Source organism: Acinetobacter sp. BWR-L5, from assembly GCF_039655985.1.
Lineage (GTDB): Bacteria > Pseudomonadota > Gammaproteobacteria > Pseudomonadales > Moraxellaceae > Acinetobacter > Acinetobacter johnsonii.
Map to the genome: position 1 here is coordinate 107891 of NZ_JAGFEV010000005.1, position 17149 is coordinate 125039.

Sequence of the window (17149 nt, forward strand, 5' to 3'; positions counted from 1 at the left end):
CCAAAAAAGTCTTAAATTTTATAATAATGAGCCAATAAAGAAATGCACACGTATCGGATGACTATCATCAGAAATTCCTGAAGCTACATCTATACGAATAGAGCCAATTGGTGAGGCCCAGCGTACGCCAAGACCGACACTATATTCGGTGTCATTGCTAAAATCTGTATCATAAGCATTACCAAAATCGCTGAATACTGCTGCACGCCAGCCTTCTTTAAACTGGTAATTGTACTCCATCGAGCCAACAGCTAAGGCCTGACCGCCCACTTTAAAGCCATCAACCACTGGAGACAGACTCTTATAGTCAAAACCGCGAATGCCTTGGTCACCACCCGTGAAATAACGTAAGTTATAAGGGACTTTATTAAAGTCTTCAGTGAAGATATAACCGAGATCACCACGCCCAACAAACTGATGGTTGTCATTTTCACCCAATGAATAGATAAAGCGCCAACCCGCATTTACGATAGCCATATCGGCATCTGAAAGTAGGCTTTCGCTACCCAATTCAATTTTATAAGTTTGTTTAATACCTTTACTTGGGTTTACACGTTTATCGCTGTCAATTCTAGAAATTTCATAGCCCAATAAAAGCGACTCTTGCTCAGGATCATTATTTGCAATAAATGCATCCGGCAAATCATCTACATTCGCTGAACCCTTTTGCGTCAGTCGGTCTAAACGGTAACGTACACCATAGGTATGTTGCCAATTGCCCATTGGGTTTTTAATAACACGGTCTGCCCCTGCAACAGCAGACTCGGTGAGTAAGTTTACACCTTGTCCGACATCATCACGTTCTTCACGCTCATAGCCGCCCACGAGACTGATATAATCATTTAGTGGATGTTTATAGGGAATATTATAGCGACCATCAATAGCCTGTCGGATTTCTGAAAGCTCTAAGTTGGCATCAAATGAGTGGCCACGTTGGTTTACAATCGCACGGCGATATTGTGTACGCAAACGCGCCCCAGAATCACTACCATAACCCGCACCAACCTCGACACTATTTAACTGGTCCGCGTTTAAAGTGACTTTGACAGGGATCACTTTTGTTTCTCGAGCTTCAAGTTTTAAACGTTCTTCTTCACTTTTTTTGGTTTCTTGTGCGCTGCGAAGTTCTAATTGTGCTTGATTTTGCTCGGCATCATTGACACCAGCAAACTGTGCTTCACTTACCACAGACTGCGTCACTTCACGGCTTGAAACAACTTCCTGTTTTTCTTGAACCAGAACATCCTGACGAGAAAGTTGTTGGTCATCGACCAACTGCTGTAAATCAGGGGGTAACTCACGAACCCTTTCTACAGGATCAGGTCGAACAGCATCTACCAAGCTGTAGTTAAAGTAACGTGAGTTGGTCAAATTATTAGCCAAACCATTAACACGCCAAAAAGTATAATCCGCCCCAGGCTCCCAAGTCACTAAACTTTGTAAAACATCTAAATCAATAGGGAGCGGTTTGCTTGGGTCGCTCATCACAAACTCAACACCGCCGAGTTTATAACGTTCACCTGTTTCATAACGTAAGTTAATGTCTGCCGTATTTTGCGGCTGTTCAACTTTCACATCATGTAAACGCCAGTAACTATCAAAGAAACCGTTATTACTAGCAGCTTCATTAATTCGTGCTTTAGTCGACTCATATAAACCATGGTGTAATACATCACCGACATCTTGCTCTGGTAAGACTTTAATCACTTGGAACTGCGGTAAGTACTGACCTGCACCACTAAACTCGATGTTTTGTTCTTCAATCCGCACAGGGTTATTCGGTACCACTTGAATGCGCACACGATTACTGCTGGTTTTTTCAAACTTAAACTCAGCATTATAAAACCCAACGGCTTGAGCAGCTTGGTTGGAAAGTGTCCGCAACTGTGGCAGTGCTGAAGGAAAGTCTTCAAAAGATTCTTCAGTAAAGCTCGAAACCTTGCCTTCAATATTTTCTTTTAAATTGACCAAAGCAGCCTGATACGCTTTATTGGATATCTCGCCTTCATATTTCGCATTGATGATTTCAACATCTGCATTGATTCGCGGCACTTTTGCAGTATCTAATGCTCTTGGTGGTCGAATTTTATAAAGCATGCGCTTAAAGAAATTTGGTTCTTTGGCAATTTGCTCTTCAGCGCTCATACCAAAATCTAAGTTATTCCCTTCAGTGTTGGCTTCTACTGAAATTTTACTGTCTGCTTGAATGCTTTGCATCAGTTGATCAACATTGACTGGAGCTTGATTAATTTCCGCCATTTCCTGTTGAGTTGCATCGCTTAGCACCAACTCGGTCTTTTGGCCACTACGGTAAGCTTGGGCTTCTGCTTTCGCTTGCTCAGCTACCTGATAAATATCATTGGCCATACCTTGGTCAACTTGGACAGTTGGCAAGTCCTCAAGGTTATCAAACTCAATCGGTGCAAATTCAGGTAAATTTTTTAAAGCCATCTGCTGTTGTTGCAACATTTGCATACTGTCTGGAACCGTGGGCTGAACCACAGAATTTTCAACTTTTTTTAATTCGTCCGCACTGCCCATACCTTGGCGAATTGCTTCTTTTTTAATGTCTTCAGTGAATTGTGTAGAAATTTGTGGATTGACTTCCGCGTTACTTGGTTCAATCGCAACGGGCGTTTCAGCCAAAGCAGCTTGTGACAAAAGCGTTAAAAAGATACTCAGACACAAATATTTATTGTTATGATGCCACGGTATGAAAGAATTCATACTCAATGAAAGAGTCGACTTTTTAAATTGTGTTTTGGCAAGCATATAAAACTCTAAATTTATTTAATCGTTATGGATTTGCTCTAATGAATTGTCACAAAAGAACTGAAATCTATTGATTATTTTAACCAGTTTCAGGTTTTAAATATCTTACATGATTTTATTGAACGTTTGAGCAATTAGTCACATTTCTTAATAAAACTTAATGCAGTGCAAAAAGCATGAAAAACAATGAACATCTATTAAGTACCCGTCGTTTTCTTCCCATGTTTATTACCCAATTTTTTGGTGCTTTAAACGACAATGTCTATAAACAAGCTTTGCTTTTAGTCATTACTTATGGATGGATTAATCAACAAGCCGCGGATGTCAGTACCTTAAATAATTTAGCCGCGCTGTTATTTATTTTGCCTTACTTCATTTTTTCTGCAACTGCAGGACAAATTGCCGATAAGTTTGAGCGCTCACAACTTATTCGTGGCATCAAAGTTCTAGAAATTGTGATTATGCTCATCGGTTCCGCGGGTTTCTTATTGGGCAATTTATGGCTGCTGCTCTTGGCTCTATTTATGATGGGAACACACTCCACCTTCTTTGGCCCCATTAAATACGCCATTTTGCCTGAGATTCTAAACCCGAATGAACTCATGTCGGGCAATGCGCTATTTCAGTCGGGCACCTCCATTGCTATTTTAATCGGGATGATTTTGGGTGGCGCAGTCATTTCGGTTTCTCAAGGCAATCTTATTTGGATCAGCCTGACTGTCGTCATCATTGCCATTTTGGGTTATCTCTCCAGTCGATTTATTTTAAAACAGCCAGTCAGCTCACCCGAGTTAAAAATTGACTGGAATTTCTTTAGAACCAGTTTTCAAACACTCAAATATGCCAAAAGCCTCCCCCTCATCTTTATGATTTTACTGGGAAATTCGTGGTATTGGTTTTACGGCGCGACCTATCTCACCCAAATTCCACAGTTGACTCAACAAAACCTACATGCATCAGAAAATGTCGTCAGTCTTTTACTCACGTTCTTTTCTGTCGGGATTGGAGTTGGCTCCCTGCTGTGTCGTAGAATTGGCGGCTCTGAAGTGAATATTAAAATAGTGCCTATCGGTGCGATTGGACTCACCCTATTTGCCTTTTACTTGGCTTTGAGTCTGGCTTATGTCCCAGAGCGTACAGGGGCAATGATGAATGTCGCGGATATGTTTAACCACGGTGCAATTTACTACCATGTCATGCTTGCGGTGACCTTACTCGGCATCAGTGGCGGTTTTTATATTGTGCCGCTATACGCCATGATGCAAGCCTATTCACCGCGTTCACATCGTGCACGTGTTGTTGCCGCAAACAACATATTAAATGCGGTGTTTATGGTGTCTTCTGCTATATTTTCGATTATCATTTTAAGTGTTTTGAAGATTGATATTAAAATACTTTTCAGCATTACTGCTGTATTGAGTGCGGGCTTTACGCTGTGGTTGTTATATCGACTCAAACCCATGCTAAAAACTGTACAACCTGAGTTAGAGGACTAAAGTTATGCGTCATTACACTGGCATCGATAAATTTATCAATTCTTTTGATCAAGCCCTGCGTAGCTTAGTTCCGGGCACAACGTCTGCTCAACGTGAAAACCCAGGCAAGGCGGTAGAAACTCAACTCGCAGTGAGTGAAGCGCGTCATGTTGCAGGTTTAATGCGGGTCAACCATAGTGGTGAAGTCTGTGCGCAAGCGCTTTATCATGGGCAAGCATTAACCGCAAAATTGCCAAATGTACGCCGCGAAATGGAACAAGCCGCGATTGAAGAACAAGACCATCTTGCATGGTGTGAAGACCGCTTAAAAGAGCTAGACAGCCATACCAGTCTGCTTAATCCAATTTGGTACGGTTTATCCTTTGGTATGGGTGCAATCGCAGGCATTGCAGGTGATAAATATAGCTTAGGTTTTGTTGCAGAAACTGAACGCCAAGTGAGCCTGCACTTACAGCATCACATCAGCCAACTCCCTGCTCAAGATGACCGTTCACGTAATATTCTTGTGCAAATGAATGAAGACGAATTGCATCACCGTGATACAGCACTGAATGCTGGCGGAGTCGATTTGCCAATTCCTGTCAAAATTACCATGACGGCTATTTCAAAACTCATGACCAAGACCAGTTATTTTATTTAAGCAAATATGCCTTACTCTTATAAAAAAGCAGTGGTTATGCCACTGCTTTTTTATTGACTCTAATTTGCTTATTCCGCTGATATCGGCAGTAATAAAGTATTACCCGCTTGCTTTAAATTCGCCGTATATTTTGACGCTAGTGATGGATTGGATGGATAGCTTTTCCCATTGTACTTCAGTATGACCTGTCCTAAACCTCGGGTATAGACCGATAAATCACGCCAACCTTGGGTTTGAGTACTTAAAGCATAAATCGGTGTAGATGAAACAGTCATTTTGCTATGCGGTTGGAAACTCCCATCTGCAAGACCTTTAAAGACCAGCAACGTACAGCCACCTGAACCACACCACTCCATCCCACTTAATAGCACCACGGCATCATCGATTCCGTCTTGGTTTAAATCATATAGGCTAGTTTGATAATCCGATTGATCTTGGGTATAGGTCTGAACAGCTAGTTTTAACCCTTGTTTTTCAGTCGTTTGAGATACACTCGTTTTATCCATAGCAGTTGTCGCTGTCATTTTGGACGGAGTTGAATGACAGCCCGCTAGAAACACTGCTAAAGAAAGAGCACTCAAAATTTGTATTTTCATGAAAATAGCTCGCTGTGAATTGTGTTTTATGAGCATGTTAAGCCAGTTCAACTGCCAATCACACTTCGATATGTTATTTGGTTTCCAAGCAGCTTACCGTTGGAAATGTATGCGTTTGATGTTGAAATGCATTATCCTTCCACACATCGAACATTGGAATTTTAACATCTAAAGCCAAAGGCAATTTTTTGGGATTGAACTGCATATGTTCTAAGTTTTCACCCCATGCAATCAAATCGACATCCAGTGAAATCTGATGTGATGGACGGACACGCCCAGATGTGGCTTCCATATTTTTCAGCAATACTGAAATCTCGGTAACAGACAAAGACGATTTCAACAAACAGGCTGCATTCCAATAATCTGCCCCAACCCCATCACGGCATGGAATTAAATAAATATTCGAAAATTGTAGTTGCCCAATTTTAGCAAGTTGCTCAGAGGCATATAAAAAATGTTGCTTTGGATTATTATTACTCGCCAGAGCTAGGGCGAAAATCGTTTCGGTGGCGTTCAAGACGAATTCCTACAGAATTTGCTTGCGCGATAATGGCAGGCTTACGGATGGTAATATTAATCGATTCAATCGCATGAAAGGTAGAAAAAAGTGCGTTGATGACCAATTTTGCCGCATGTTCAATCAGTTCAGGCTTGGCGTCTTGAATGACCTTTGCTGCAATTTCACAAATTTCAGCATAATTTAAGGTATGGTCTAAGTCATCTGAGTTTGATGCTTGCTCCAAATCCGTTTGAATAATCATATCCAACATTAAAGGCTGAATAATCTGACGTTCCCAGTTAAAACAGCCAACCACTGTTTCAACTTTTAAGCCTTCAATGATAATTGCGTCCACATTATTACCTTTAACAGATTTTGACATTTTAATCCCTGTCTTAGGAAACTAAGTTTTTCATCCCCTAAACAGGAAAGCGTTTTTCAGTCCCTCCTTTCAAAAGAAGGACTGAAAGGTTTTTTTGGTGAATGTGCTTCAAAAGAACTTAGTTTTTTAACAACACATTTGGATCCATAGTTTGCACCATTTGCAAACGCTGGTCAGCATAGATGTCGGTATACGGTGCAAGGATGCGCATGAAACGATCGAAATACAACATCTGTTTAAATAACAAGGCAAAATCACGTGGGAAGCGAATACCGTGACGCTCGCCTACTGCAACCATATCCATCATGATGTCATTCAAATCTGCTGGGTTTGAACTCAGCAATTCTTGCGGATCTGCCAACAACACACCACTAAATAAACGCTCAAGATCTGCGGCCAACACCTGAGTATCAATCTGCACTGCGGTCATGCCCATTTTCAGCATGTTTTCCGCCATGAGTGCATAATCCGTTTTTTGTAAGGCATCCATAAAGGCAATACAAGCTGTCCATACTTCAGGTTTCAACTGCCCCACAATGCCGAAATCAATAAAACCCACACGACCATCATCAAGCAGCATCAGGTTTCCAGCATGTAAGTCAGCATGGAAGCTATTACACATCATCAGGCTACCAAACCATGTATTCATGGCAGTTATCAGGACTTGTGAAGGATCTTTACAGCGCTTTTTAACCACTTCAAAATCAGTTAATGGCACGCCGTAAAGACGCTGCATGGTGAGCACACGGCGAGTCGAATACTGGTGATAGACTTTAGGTGCCATCGCCTTATGGTTTTGCGTGATATTGAGATAATTCACAAAGTCATCCAGATTACTGGCTTCTTCAATAAAATCGACTTCGCGCACCATGCGGGTTTTGATTTCTTCCACAATGTCTGCAAGAGATGCAAATTTGACTTTAGGCACTGCTTTTTCTAAAACCTTGGTAGCCCAGTGCAGAACATTTAAGTCGGTATAGAGAATTGTTTCTACACCTGGCTTTTGTACTTTAATAACTACATCTTCGCCCGTCACCAGCTTTGCGGCATGGACTTGAGCAATAGATGCTGAAGCTAAAGGTGTTTCATCAATCGATGCAAAAATCTCAGACAGATTTCGGCCTTCAAACTCAGACGCCAAAACCCCTTGTACATAACTAAACGGTAAAGATGGCGTTTGGTCTAAACAGCCTTGAAACTCTTCAACATATTCACGTGGAAAAAGTGAAGGTGTACTCGCAATAAACTGACCCAACTTGATATAGGTTGAGCCCAGAGACTCAAAGGTTTCACGCATCAATTTGGCATTACTTGGTTTTTCAGTTGCGTACTTAATACCAGCACGTGCTGCAATGACTGCTGTTTCCCCAACACGGGCAACGGAACGCAGTCCATCTAAAAAGATATTGTTTTTCATAATATCGGTCAAAAATAAATTGTATTGAGTGTATCAAAGAATGAAAAAATTGTAGGCTTATCTTGCCTGACAAACGGGACAATCTGTATCTTTTTCGAAAGCAAGCAAACGTTGTTTCATACTTAAGCCATCCCAAAGTAACAAGCGTTGTTTGAGTGCAGTCACATTTAAACCCAAATATAAAAGTGCATGATGCGCTTGAAGACTGGCCATTACATTTGGGGTGGTAGCTAAAACGCCCGAATCTGCACAGCGTAGACTTTCATTCGCATGTTCTTCTTTAGGGAACAGACATTCATAGCAAGCGGACTCACCTTCCACCATAAACAGTTGCCCTTGAAAACCAATGGCCGATGCACTGATGAGTGGAACATTGGCCGCTTTACACTGCTGATTGACCAAATATCGTGTCGTAAAATTATCACAACCATCAAGGACTAAGTCTTGACCTGCAATTAAACTAGCTGCATTGGCTGTATCAAGTTTTACAGCATGCGCATGGACTTGGATGTAGGGATTGATCTGCTTTAAACGCTGGGCCAAAACCTCTGCTTTATAAAAACCGACATTATTTTCTACATAGGCAATCTGTCTTTGGAGATTGCTCACTTCGATCGTATCAGCATCAATCAGAGTGATTTGCCCTACACCAGCACGTGCCAATAACTCAGCAGTCAAACAACCAATACCACCACAGCCAACAATGAGTACATTGGCCAACTTGAGTTTTTCTTGTGCCTCTATATCCCATCCGTCCAATAAAATTTGACGACTATAGAGATGCATTTCAGCATTACTGAGTTCTAGACTTTCATCTAACTCGTCCATGATTCAGCCTTTTGCTAAAGAAAATATTGATGGCGAATTATACCCATGAAACCAAGGTTAGCTATGCAAAAATTCAATAAATGCTATGTGCTTTACATAGCTCAACTTTTTCACTTTTAAGTTACGGAGATTGAATCATACTAGTTACCTAGTTAAATTTTCTTAGACTATTTATACCTCTAACTATATTTCAAGCGGTGTTCCACAAGTCACATGCCACTATAAATGGTTAAAAGAAAAAGCCAGTCTATTAGAACTGACTGGCTTTAGCTTTAAGACCCTTTTATTTTTAAATTAAATGGCAGCTTGTAAAGTTTGCATCTTTGCCACCTCTTGCTGTTTCAGCAAATTACGTTGAATTTTTCCACTCGACGTTTTCGGCAAACTTTCAACAAACTCAATTTCTTTCGGATACGCATGTTTAGATAAACGTGAGCGCACATAGGCTTGGAGTTTGCCATCCAATTCCTTAGATGCTTGGTACTGTGGCTTCAGCACTACAAAAGCTTTCACCACTTCCGTACGCTCTGGATCAGGCTTACCAATCACAGCTGACTCGAGTACTTCCGCACACTCAAGCAAAGTACTTTCGACATCAAAAGGTCCGACTCGATAGCCTGACGTTGTAATGACATCGTCAGCACGCCCAACAAAGTCGATACCACCAATTTCATTCAGCTTGACCGTATCACCTGTTAAATAATACTGTCCCACAAAGGACTTACGATTATTGCCACCATAGCCTTTAAACCATGTCAGTGGTGACTGGCTAAAGTCTATCGCCAACGTTCCTATTTCACCGCACTTGACTTCTTGGTGGTTGACATCAAGTACAGCAAAGCGGTGTCCAGGGTTAGCAAAGCCTGCCGAACCAACCTTTTTCTCATGCTCCAATGCATGATGGTTCGCAATCACCATGCCCAACTCAGTTTGTCCATACTGGTCATAAATATTGACATTCAGATCATTATTGAACCAATGAATCACTTCTGGGGTCAAAGGCTCACCCGCACTACTGACAGCACGTAGGTGAGTTTTAATGGAAGGATCAAACTTTTCTTTAAAACCAAAGAACATCCGAAAAGCTGTAGGTGAACCCGTTAAATTACTGACGCGATATTTTTTAATGACTTCAACCGCATGATCGACGCTAAATGCGCGCTCATCCATAATGATGCTATGCCCCAAGCTGAGCGGCCCTGTGATTCCGTAGTACAACCCATAAGCCCAGCCCGGATCGGCTAAATTCCAAAATGAATCGTCTTCTCTTAAATCAACCGCATGTTGCATATAACCCTTAAAAGCCAAAACTGCTTTTAAAGGGACAGGCACTGATTTGGCTAAACCTGTGGTGCCTGAGGTAAACATCATGAGGAAATCATCATCAAAGCTACGCAAAACAGCTTCACATTGATTGGACTGTTGTTTTGCTTCCTGCCAAAAATCAGTTTCATTGCTGGTTAAGTTTGTTCCTGCATTCACAGTCAGGATATGTTTGACTTCAACGTGATTTAGCTTTGGACGTTGCTCTGCATTGGTCACAATCAATTTAGTATTCGCAGTTAAAACTCGATGTTCAATCGCCTTCGACTCAAAAGCAGTAAACAAAGGCTGATAAATCGCGCCGATCCGCCATGTTGCTAAAATTGTAATCAACAGTTCACGCGTACGCGGTAACAGCCCTGCGATACAGTCACCTACTTGAATCCCAATACTTTTAAAATAATTTGCCAACTGAGCTGAGGCAACATCGAGCTGTTCAAAACTCCATTGCTCAGACTCGCCATTTTTTCCTTCCCAGATGAGTGCTGTTTTTTTCTGCCCTACATAGCGCTGACAGCACTCAATATAGGCATTGATTGCATTGGGTTGGCCTAGCAATTGTTCCTGAATCAGTTGTTCATAGTTAAATTCTTGATGGGCTTGTTCTAATGTCTTCATCACGACAACCTCGTATTATCCATTTTTAAGGCCAAATCCACTTTGGCCGTCCATATTCTTTATCGTTTTAAGCGTTGAACTGACCTCATTGTCAGTCCTATATTATTTGAAAACTTAGAGCGGTTCAGTTGCTCTATTTAATGACTGTACTTAACCGCTGTACCTAGATAACCATGTTTTAAATGCGCCTACAATTTCCAAATCCCTCAATGAAAATGCAGGCTTTGAACATCGACCAAGGTCTAAAACTAAGTCGACTTAAACCTTGGTGACTTCACGTGCAATGACAAGACGCTGGATATCAGACGCTCCTTCATAAATCTGGCTCACACGGACGTCCCGATAAATTCGTTCAACAGGAAAATCTGAAACATAGCCATAGCCACCATGAATTTGAATCGCATCAGAACAAACACGCTCCGCCATGGTTGAGGCAAACAGTTTGGCCATAGAGGCTTCTTTTAAACACGGCAATCCTGCATCCTTCAAAGTGGCTGCATGGAAAATTAACTGACGTGCAGCTTCAATTTGCGTCGCCATATCGGCTAAACGAAAAGCAACTGCCTGATGTTGCACAATTTCAACACCGAAGGCTTTTCGTTCATTAGCATATTCAACCGCAGCATCTAAAGCGGCACGAGCCATACCCACTGATTGCGCTGCAATACCAATACGTCCCGACTCCAAATTTGAAAGCGCAATTTTATAGCCCTCACCTTCTGCGCCTAGCAAATGATCTGCTGGAATGCGGCAGTTCTCCAAAACGATGGTTGCCGTATCTGAACAGTGCTGTCCCATCTTTTCCTCTGTACGAGAGACAATATAGCCGTCGATATCGGTTGGGACTAAAAAGCAAGAAATACCTTTCTTACCCGCAGCTTTGTCTGTGACTGCAAAAACCAAAGCGACTTGAGCATGCTTACCTGTGGTAATGAATTGTTTGGTTCCATTCAGCACCCATTCCTCACCTTCACGAACGGCCTTGCACTCCAACGCACCTGCATCTGAGCCTGCTTGTGGTTCAGTGAGACAAAAACATCCCAACCACTCACCTGTGGCAAGCTTGCTTAAATATTTCTGCTTTTGTGCATCAGTTCCGTAGCGCTGGGTAATACCGCACGGCAGTGAGTTTTGCACACTGACAATGGTCGAAATCGCACCATCACCTGCTGCAATTTCCTCAAGTGCTACCACCAGTGAAATATAATCTAAGCCTGCACCACCCCATTCAGGTGAAACAGTCATACCCAAAGCACCTAACTCACCCAGCTCTTTGAGTTCTTGCGCAGGAAACTGTGAGGTTTTGTCACGTTCAGCTGCAGTTGGTTTCAGTTTTTCCTGCGAATAACTACGCAGCATATCCTGAACCATTTTTTGTTCTTCATTTAAAAGCATTAGATGTCCCTTCTCTGTTCAGGTTATTAAATTTAATAAATATTTGATACACGGCGACCCATTCGCAACCTGAAAGCCTTTCAAAAGATAATGTTTCTGCGAGAAAGTAGTCTGTAAATTTAATAAAACAGGTTTTGCGAATGGAGATGGTTTTGCCTACTTTTCCCGAAAGAAAAGTAGGTCGAACCGAAGGTTATAAGAAGCCTTTACTTATCGAGGCAAAGACTCCGTTATAAACTCAAAGATCACAAGTCAAAATAAATTATTTAGGCTGCATACGAATCGCACCATCTAAACGAATCACCTCACCATTCAAATAAATATTTTCAAAAATATGCCCCACAAGCTGAGCAAACTCTTGAGGTTTTGCCAACCGCTTCGGAAATGGCACCATTTCACCCAACGCATCTTGTACATTTTGCGGCATCGCCTTCAACATTGGCGTTTCCATAATGCCCGGAGCAATGGTCATCACTCGAATTTTCTCACGTGCTAGCTCGCGTGCCAGTGGTAAAGTCATTGAAACCACAGCGCCCTTAGAGGCTGCATAAGCGGTCTGTCCAATTTGTCCGTCATAGGCTGCAACCGAAGCTGTATTCACAATCACTCCGCGTTCTTCTTCACCAGCTTGAAGTTCATATTTCGCGATTAACTGCGCAGCAAAACGCAGCATATTGAAAGTACCTGAGACATTGATGTTTAATACTTTTTGGAATAACGCCAGCTCATGAATACCATCACGACCTAACACTTTGGCTGAAGGCGCTACACCCGCACAGTTCACCAAACCATTCAATTGCCCATATTCCGCCTCGACTTCTTGGAAGAAACTTTGCACAGCGTGCTCATCAGTAACATCGAGGCTTTTAAACTGAGCATTTTCACCCAACTCACGCTGTAGCTCTGCACCTAAAGCTTGGTTCATATCCACCAAAATAACTTTCGCACCTTGCTCAATCAAATGACGTGCTGTTGCTGCACCTAAACCCGATGCTCCACCCGTGACGACAAAAACCTTCCCTTGAATCTTCATTTATTTTTCCTTGTATGATTGAATGCTACGACTTAAGAAGAAATGTAAACACTGAAGCACTCGAGTACAATTTCCAAATATTGCATCTTCCATGATGGTTTTGGACAATGCTCAAAATGCACAATAAAAATATGGAAGCCACTATGACTGCATCGGAACATGCAAACGCCCAGAAAGATTCCATTTCGATTGCTTTGGTACACGAAGCATTGTTTGAAGCTGAAAAGCAGGGATATGCAGTTGCTGATATTTTGAAAAATGCAGGCATCAATAGCGAATTGTTAAGTGCGACAAAAGCACGGGTCTCAGTCAATCAATATGCACAGCTCTGGACTGAACTGGCCAATGTGATGAATGATGAGTTTTTTGGGATGGATCGTCATGCTATGCGCCGTGGCAGTTTTCAGTTTTTATCTAAATCACTATTACACACCATCCAGCTCGAACAAGCCATTCAGCATATTTTGCAGTTTATGAATTTGGTACTAGACGACTTTAGCAGTCACCTCATGGTGCAAGAACATTATGCCTATATTGTGATTTATGAACGACAACAGCCCAAGCGTATGTTTAGTTACGCAACTTACATCATGCTGATTCATGCTCTAATGTGTTGGCTAATAGGTCAACGGGTAATTTTGAATCAAATTCAACTCAAATGTGATGCACCTACAAATGACATCGATTACAAAGTTCGTTTTTGTGAAAATATCCAGTATCAAATGGCTGAAAACTATATTCAGTTCGATGCCAATTATTTAAAAATGCCCATAAAACAGGACAGTAAATCGTGGTATCAATTTATTCAGCAAACCCCACATATTTTACTGACCCGTTATAAAAATCCACATTCAACCAGTGCCCAAATTCGTCGCTATTTAATGCAGGAACCCCCGATCCAGTGGCTTGAACTGTCTGAAATTGCCCATCATTTCAATATGTCTGAGGCGACTATTCAGAGACGACTGAAAAGTGAAGGTTTCAGTTATCAACAACTCAAAAATGATATACGCCGTGATATGGCGATTGAGCTGCTCAGTAACAGCCAAGTATCATTACAAGACATTAGCACTGAACTCAATTTTCATGATCCGAGTGCTTTCCATCGTGCTTTCAAAAAGTGGACTGGGGTCAGCCCTGGCGCTTATCGTCAAAATAAGGATGCTTAACTTCAGTCGATTGGTATAAGCAACTACGAAACGCTCTTGCTCTTTCTACATAACAAATAACCGACCCATAAAATTCTCTCGTTAAAGTAAACCTCAACATTCTATTGTTCTGGGTTTGGTTTTGATTGGCCAAATGAAATGTCAACAGAGCTTATAAATTAAATTGATTTTTTGATGCTCATTCATCGGAAAATCAGGGGGCTGTCGCACTTTGTCACTGACTTAAAAAAATTACCTGCCATAGTGATCTCGTCATATTGTTTTACACAATATTGAATAAAAACATCATGGAGGGAACACATGAGCACCCAATTAAATAAAAACTTAATGAAAAATATCGGATGGTTATCATTATTGCTGTGCAGTCAGCAAGCGATAGCAGACTCATACATTTATGTGACCAATACCACCCCTGAAACGGTATCCGTCAATATTAATCATCATGGTACACGCACCTTAACTCAGGGGAGTCAATGGGCTCAAGAAGCCACCCAAATTGCACCTTATGAAACCAAACGTGTACTGCGTTTTAACCGTTATACTGGGGTAAAGTCAGGTCAAACCTATAATTTTGATACCGTGATTACAGGCGGTGGTTCAAGTGTCACCCTGAAGCAATCTATGACCGGCACTTGGTCTGGCAGTGATATTAAACACTCTGCATCTGGCAGTGATTTCTCTGCACCATGGTTTAACGATCGTAACATTCAGCGTTTCAACACCAATTATGCAGGAAAAGCGGCGCAGACTGCTTTTAAAGCTGAATACACTGGCGGTTATGACGACTTCCACTACACTATCCATCAAAATACCGTGCCAGAACCCGTTGCCAGCAGTGCCGACGAGTTTAAAGTTTTAACCTACAATATTTATGCTCTTCCTTTGGTAGCAAGTAAAATTGATTCACGTTTAGAGCAACTGCCGCAAAACCTAAAAGGCTACGACGCGATCTTATTCCAAGAAACCTTTGCTTCTGGGCGTACCGCCATGTTGGCCAAATTAGCGCAGGAATATCCGTACCAAACCTATATTCCAATCGGTTCAGGCTTCAATATTTATGACAGCGGCATATTGGTTGCCAGTCGCCATCCAATTGTAAAAACGGATCATTTTATTTACCCGAGCTGTACGGGGATTGACTGTTTTGCCGATAAAGGCGTGATTTATGCTGAAATTCTCAAGAATGGCAAAGCCTACCATGTGACCTCCACGCATACCGCATCGTTTGATACCGACGCGGCACGTGATATGCGCCAGCAACAATTTAAGCAAATCCGCGCTTTGGTCGATAAGCAAAATATTCCATCATTTGATGCAGTGCTCATGGGCGGTGACTTTAATGTCAACAAACTCCTGTGGCCGCAAGATTATGCTCAAATGCAAATTAACTTGAATGGTACGGTCCCAGTCAGCACAGGATATACCGAATCGACCTTCGATCCACGAGTGAATAAACTCGCAGGTGCAGGACTCACGGGTGGCTCTACCGTAGAGTATTTAGACTACGTGGTGTCATCCAATAACCACCGTCAGCCTATGCAAGCACGTAATGATGTCCGCATTCTTCGCTCGGCTGCCGACACCGTATTTATGACTTGGGACTTATCTGACCACTTCCCAGTAATGGGTCAATTCCAATACAACCCATAAGGAAGAATAATGAAGCGCTTTGGGCTTATCGCTTTGGTGCTGAGTGTATTGGTGATCGGTGTGGTGATATGGTTGGGCCTTGGCTCATCATATGCCACATCGGGTCAAACTCAGGCATCCTCACCGTCCCTTACAGAGACTGCTCAACCCAGCAGTTTGCAAGAGAAGCTTGCCGCTGCAAACAATGACGAGTCAAAAATGCAGCAACAACAGCAACAAGAATCTATCCAAAAAATCATTCAACTCTTTCAAAAAAATCCGGGCAATATCACACAATTATTAAACCAGTTACAGCAAAACTGCCCTGATACCAACTGTCAGGCATTATTAAAACAGGTATTGGACGAATATCCAGATCAGCAGTTTGCCCAGACTTTAAAACAATTGATAGAACGCCTACCACTGTACGAAAAAGAAATGCAAGCTAAAACCATGTCCACACAAATGACACCACAACAGCGTTATCAGGAAATTTGGAACTTACGTGAGCAGACTTTAGGTAAGCAAGAAACCCAACTCGGCTTTGCTGAAGAAAAAGAGTTTGCCAGCTATCAGTTTGCTTATGGTGAGCTCTTGAGCCGCGCACCGCACATGACCTTACAACAACGGCTGAGTGAACTTGCGCAACTACAGCAACAATATAAAAACCCGAGCAAAAATATTGATGGTCAAAGTGGTAGTTATGATAAAGCCCTTAAATTGGCTTTAATTGGCGTCACCGATCCAATACAACAGCAAGAAATTACCCAACAAATTCGTAACAGCTACTTTTCAGGCAAAGAAGCGGCGCAGTTGGCTGAACGCGAACAACAAGTCGCTCGGCAACAACAACAGATCGCCAGTTATCAATCTGAGCTTGCTGCTCTCAACCAAGAAATGAACCAGCAAAAACAAAACTTAGCTGAAAGTGCATGGCAGCAGCAATATCAACTCCGTCTAGAACAACTGAGGCAAAAGCACTTTAACTAGTGGCTTAAACGTTCATCATTCTTCACATCAAACAAAGACAGCTAAAGCAAGGTGATATACCTCATGTTGCTTTAGCATGTCCTTATAAATTGCAATTCCACAATGTTTTGAGTTCGCATCAATGATGCGTGAAATAAAGACCATTGCAACAAAAATATTAATAAAATATTACTTTTCAACATCTTAAAAATAACTTAAATAACTTTTTAATTGAAGTCCCTCGATAGTCGGCATTGAATACTTCTTTTGATCGATCTGAGTCCATTTGAGCAGTAGCGTAAAATGTAAACATGCACTCAATTTAATAAATTTAATCTTTTCATTTACTTAACAAATCCATCTTTCATTTATCGGAATCTATT

At 41.7% G+C, this 17149-nt stretch carries 14 protein-coding genes; 5 read left to right on the top strand and 9 right to left on the bottom strand.

The features are described 5' to 3' along the window. Positions 1-18 precede the first annotated feature (18 nt). On the bottom strand, positions 19-2772 hold the full coding sequence (locus tag JZ787_RS10400) for a BamA/TamA family outer membrane protein (protein ID WP_346312250.1): 2754 nt from the start codon (positions 2770-2772) through the stop codon (positions 19-21). A gap of 176 nt (positions 2773-2948) precedes the next feature. Between JZ787_RS10400 and JZ787_RS10405 the strand changes: the two genes are divergently transcribed. Both JZ787_RS10405 and coq7 read left to right on the top strand, forming a co-directional pair. Continuing rightward, positions 2949-4268, top strand: coding sequence for an MFS transporter (locus JZ787_RS10405; RefSeq protein WP_346312251.1), 1320 nt, complete (start codon positions 2949-2951; stop codon positions 4266-4268). Positions 4269-4272: 4 nt separating this feature from the next. Further along, positions 4273-4908 (top strand): 2-polyprenyl-3-methyl-6-methoxy-1,4-benzoquinone monooxygenase, encoded by a 636-nt coding sequence (coq7, locus tag JZ787_RS10410; protein ID WP_004696505.1) that lies wholly within the window; start codon positions 4273-4275, stop codon positions 4906-4908. A 68-nt stretch (positions 4909-4976) separates the two neighbouring features. Here the strand turns inward: coq7 and JZ787_RS10415 are convergent, their stop codons facing one another. From JZ787_RS10415 to JZ787_RS10450, 8 genes are all read right to left on the bottom strand, one after another. Next, positions 4977-5414, bottom strand: coding sequence for a hypothetical protein (locus JZ787_RS10415; RefSeq protein WP_168158978.1), 438 nt, complete (start codon positions 5412-5414; stop codon positions 4977-4979). A 163-nt stretch (positions 5415-5577) separates the two neighbouring features. Then, positions 5578-6021 (bottom strand): 2-amino-4-hydroxy-6-hydroxymethyldihydropteridine diphosphokinase, encoded by a 444-nt coding sequence (locus JZ787_RS10420; RefSeq protein ID WP_218288337.1) that lies wholly within the window; start codon positions 6019-6021, stop codon positions 5578-5580. Continuing rightward, on the bottom strand, positions 5978-6358 hold the full coding sequence (gene folB, locus JZ787_RS10425; RefSeq protein WP_010327015.1) for a dihydroneopterin aldolase: 381 nt from the start codon (positions 6356-6358) through the stop codon (positions 5978-5980). The genes JZ787_RS10420 and folB overlap by 44 nt, the downstream gene beginning before the upstream one ends. A 145-nt stretch (positions 6359-6503) precedes the next feature. Then, on the bottom strand, positions 6504-7802 hold the full coding sequence (locus JZ787_RS10430) for an AarF/UbiB family protein (protein WP_005400705.1): 1299 nt from the start codon (positions 7800-7802) through the stop codon (positions 6504-6506). A 57-nt stretch (positions 7803-7859) separates the two neighbouring features. After that, positions 7860-8630, bottom strand: a complete 771-nt coding sequence (locus tag JZ787_RS10435) for a HesA/MoeB/ThiF family protein (RefSeq protein ID WP_346312252.1) — start codon at positions 8628-8630, stop codon at positions 7860-7862. Positions 8631-8924: 294 nt separating this feature from the next. Then, the gene (locus JZ787_RS10440) at positions 8925-10571 is read right to left on the bottom strand and encodes an AMP-binding protein (protein WP_346312253.1); all 1647 of its coding nucleotides are present in this window, start codon (positions 10569-10571) and stop codon (positions 8925-8927) included. Between the two features lie 258 nt (positions 10572-10829). Continuing rightward, positions 10830-11966 carry an acyl-CoA dehydrogenase family protein gene (locus JZ787_RS10445; RefSeq protein WP_346312254.1) on the bottom strand — a complete coding sequence of 379 codons (1137 nt, stop codon included), beginning with the start codon at positions 11964-11966 and terminating at the stop codon, positions 10830-10832. A 262-nt stretch (positions 11967-12228) separates the two neighbouring features. Then, positions 12229-12999, bottom strand: coding sequence for a 3-hydroxyacyl-CoA dehydrogenase (locus JZ787_RS10450; RefSeq protein WP_346312255.1), 771 nt, complete (start codon positions 12997-12999; stop codon positions 12229-12231). Between the two features lie 143 nt (positions 13000-13142). On the opposite strand from JZ787_RS10450, the gene JZ787_RS10455 reads away from it, so the two are divergent. From JZ787_RS10455 to JZ787_RS10465, 3 genes are all read left to right on the top strand, one after another. Beyond that, a complete protein-coding gene (locus tag JZ787_RS10455) occupies positions 13143-14168 on the top strand; it encodes an AraC family transcriptional regulator (protein ID WP_346312256.1) in 1026 nt (341 codons plus the stop codon). Positions 14169-14495: 327 nt separating this feature from the next. Beyond that, a complete protein-coding gene (locus JZ787_RS10460; RefSeq protein ID WP_346312350.1) occupies positions 14496-15818 on the top strand; it encodes a sphingomyelin phosphodiesterase in 1323 nt (440 codons plus the stop codon). A gap of 9 nt (positions 15819-15827) precedes the next feature. Continuing rightward, complete coding sequence (locus JZ787_RS10465) at positions 15828-16787, top strand: hypothetical protein (protein ID WP_346312257.1); 960 nt, start codon at positions 15828-15830, stop codon at positions 16785-16787. The last annotated feature ends 362 nt before the right edge of the window (positions 16788-17149 follow it).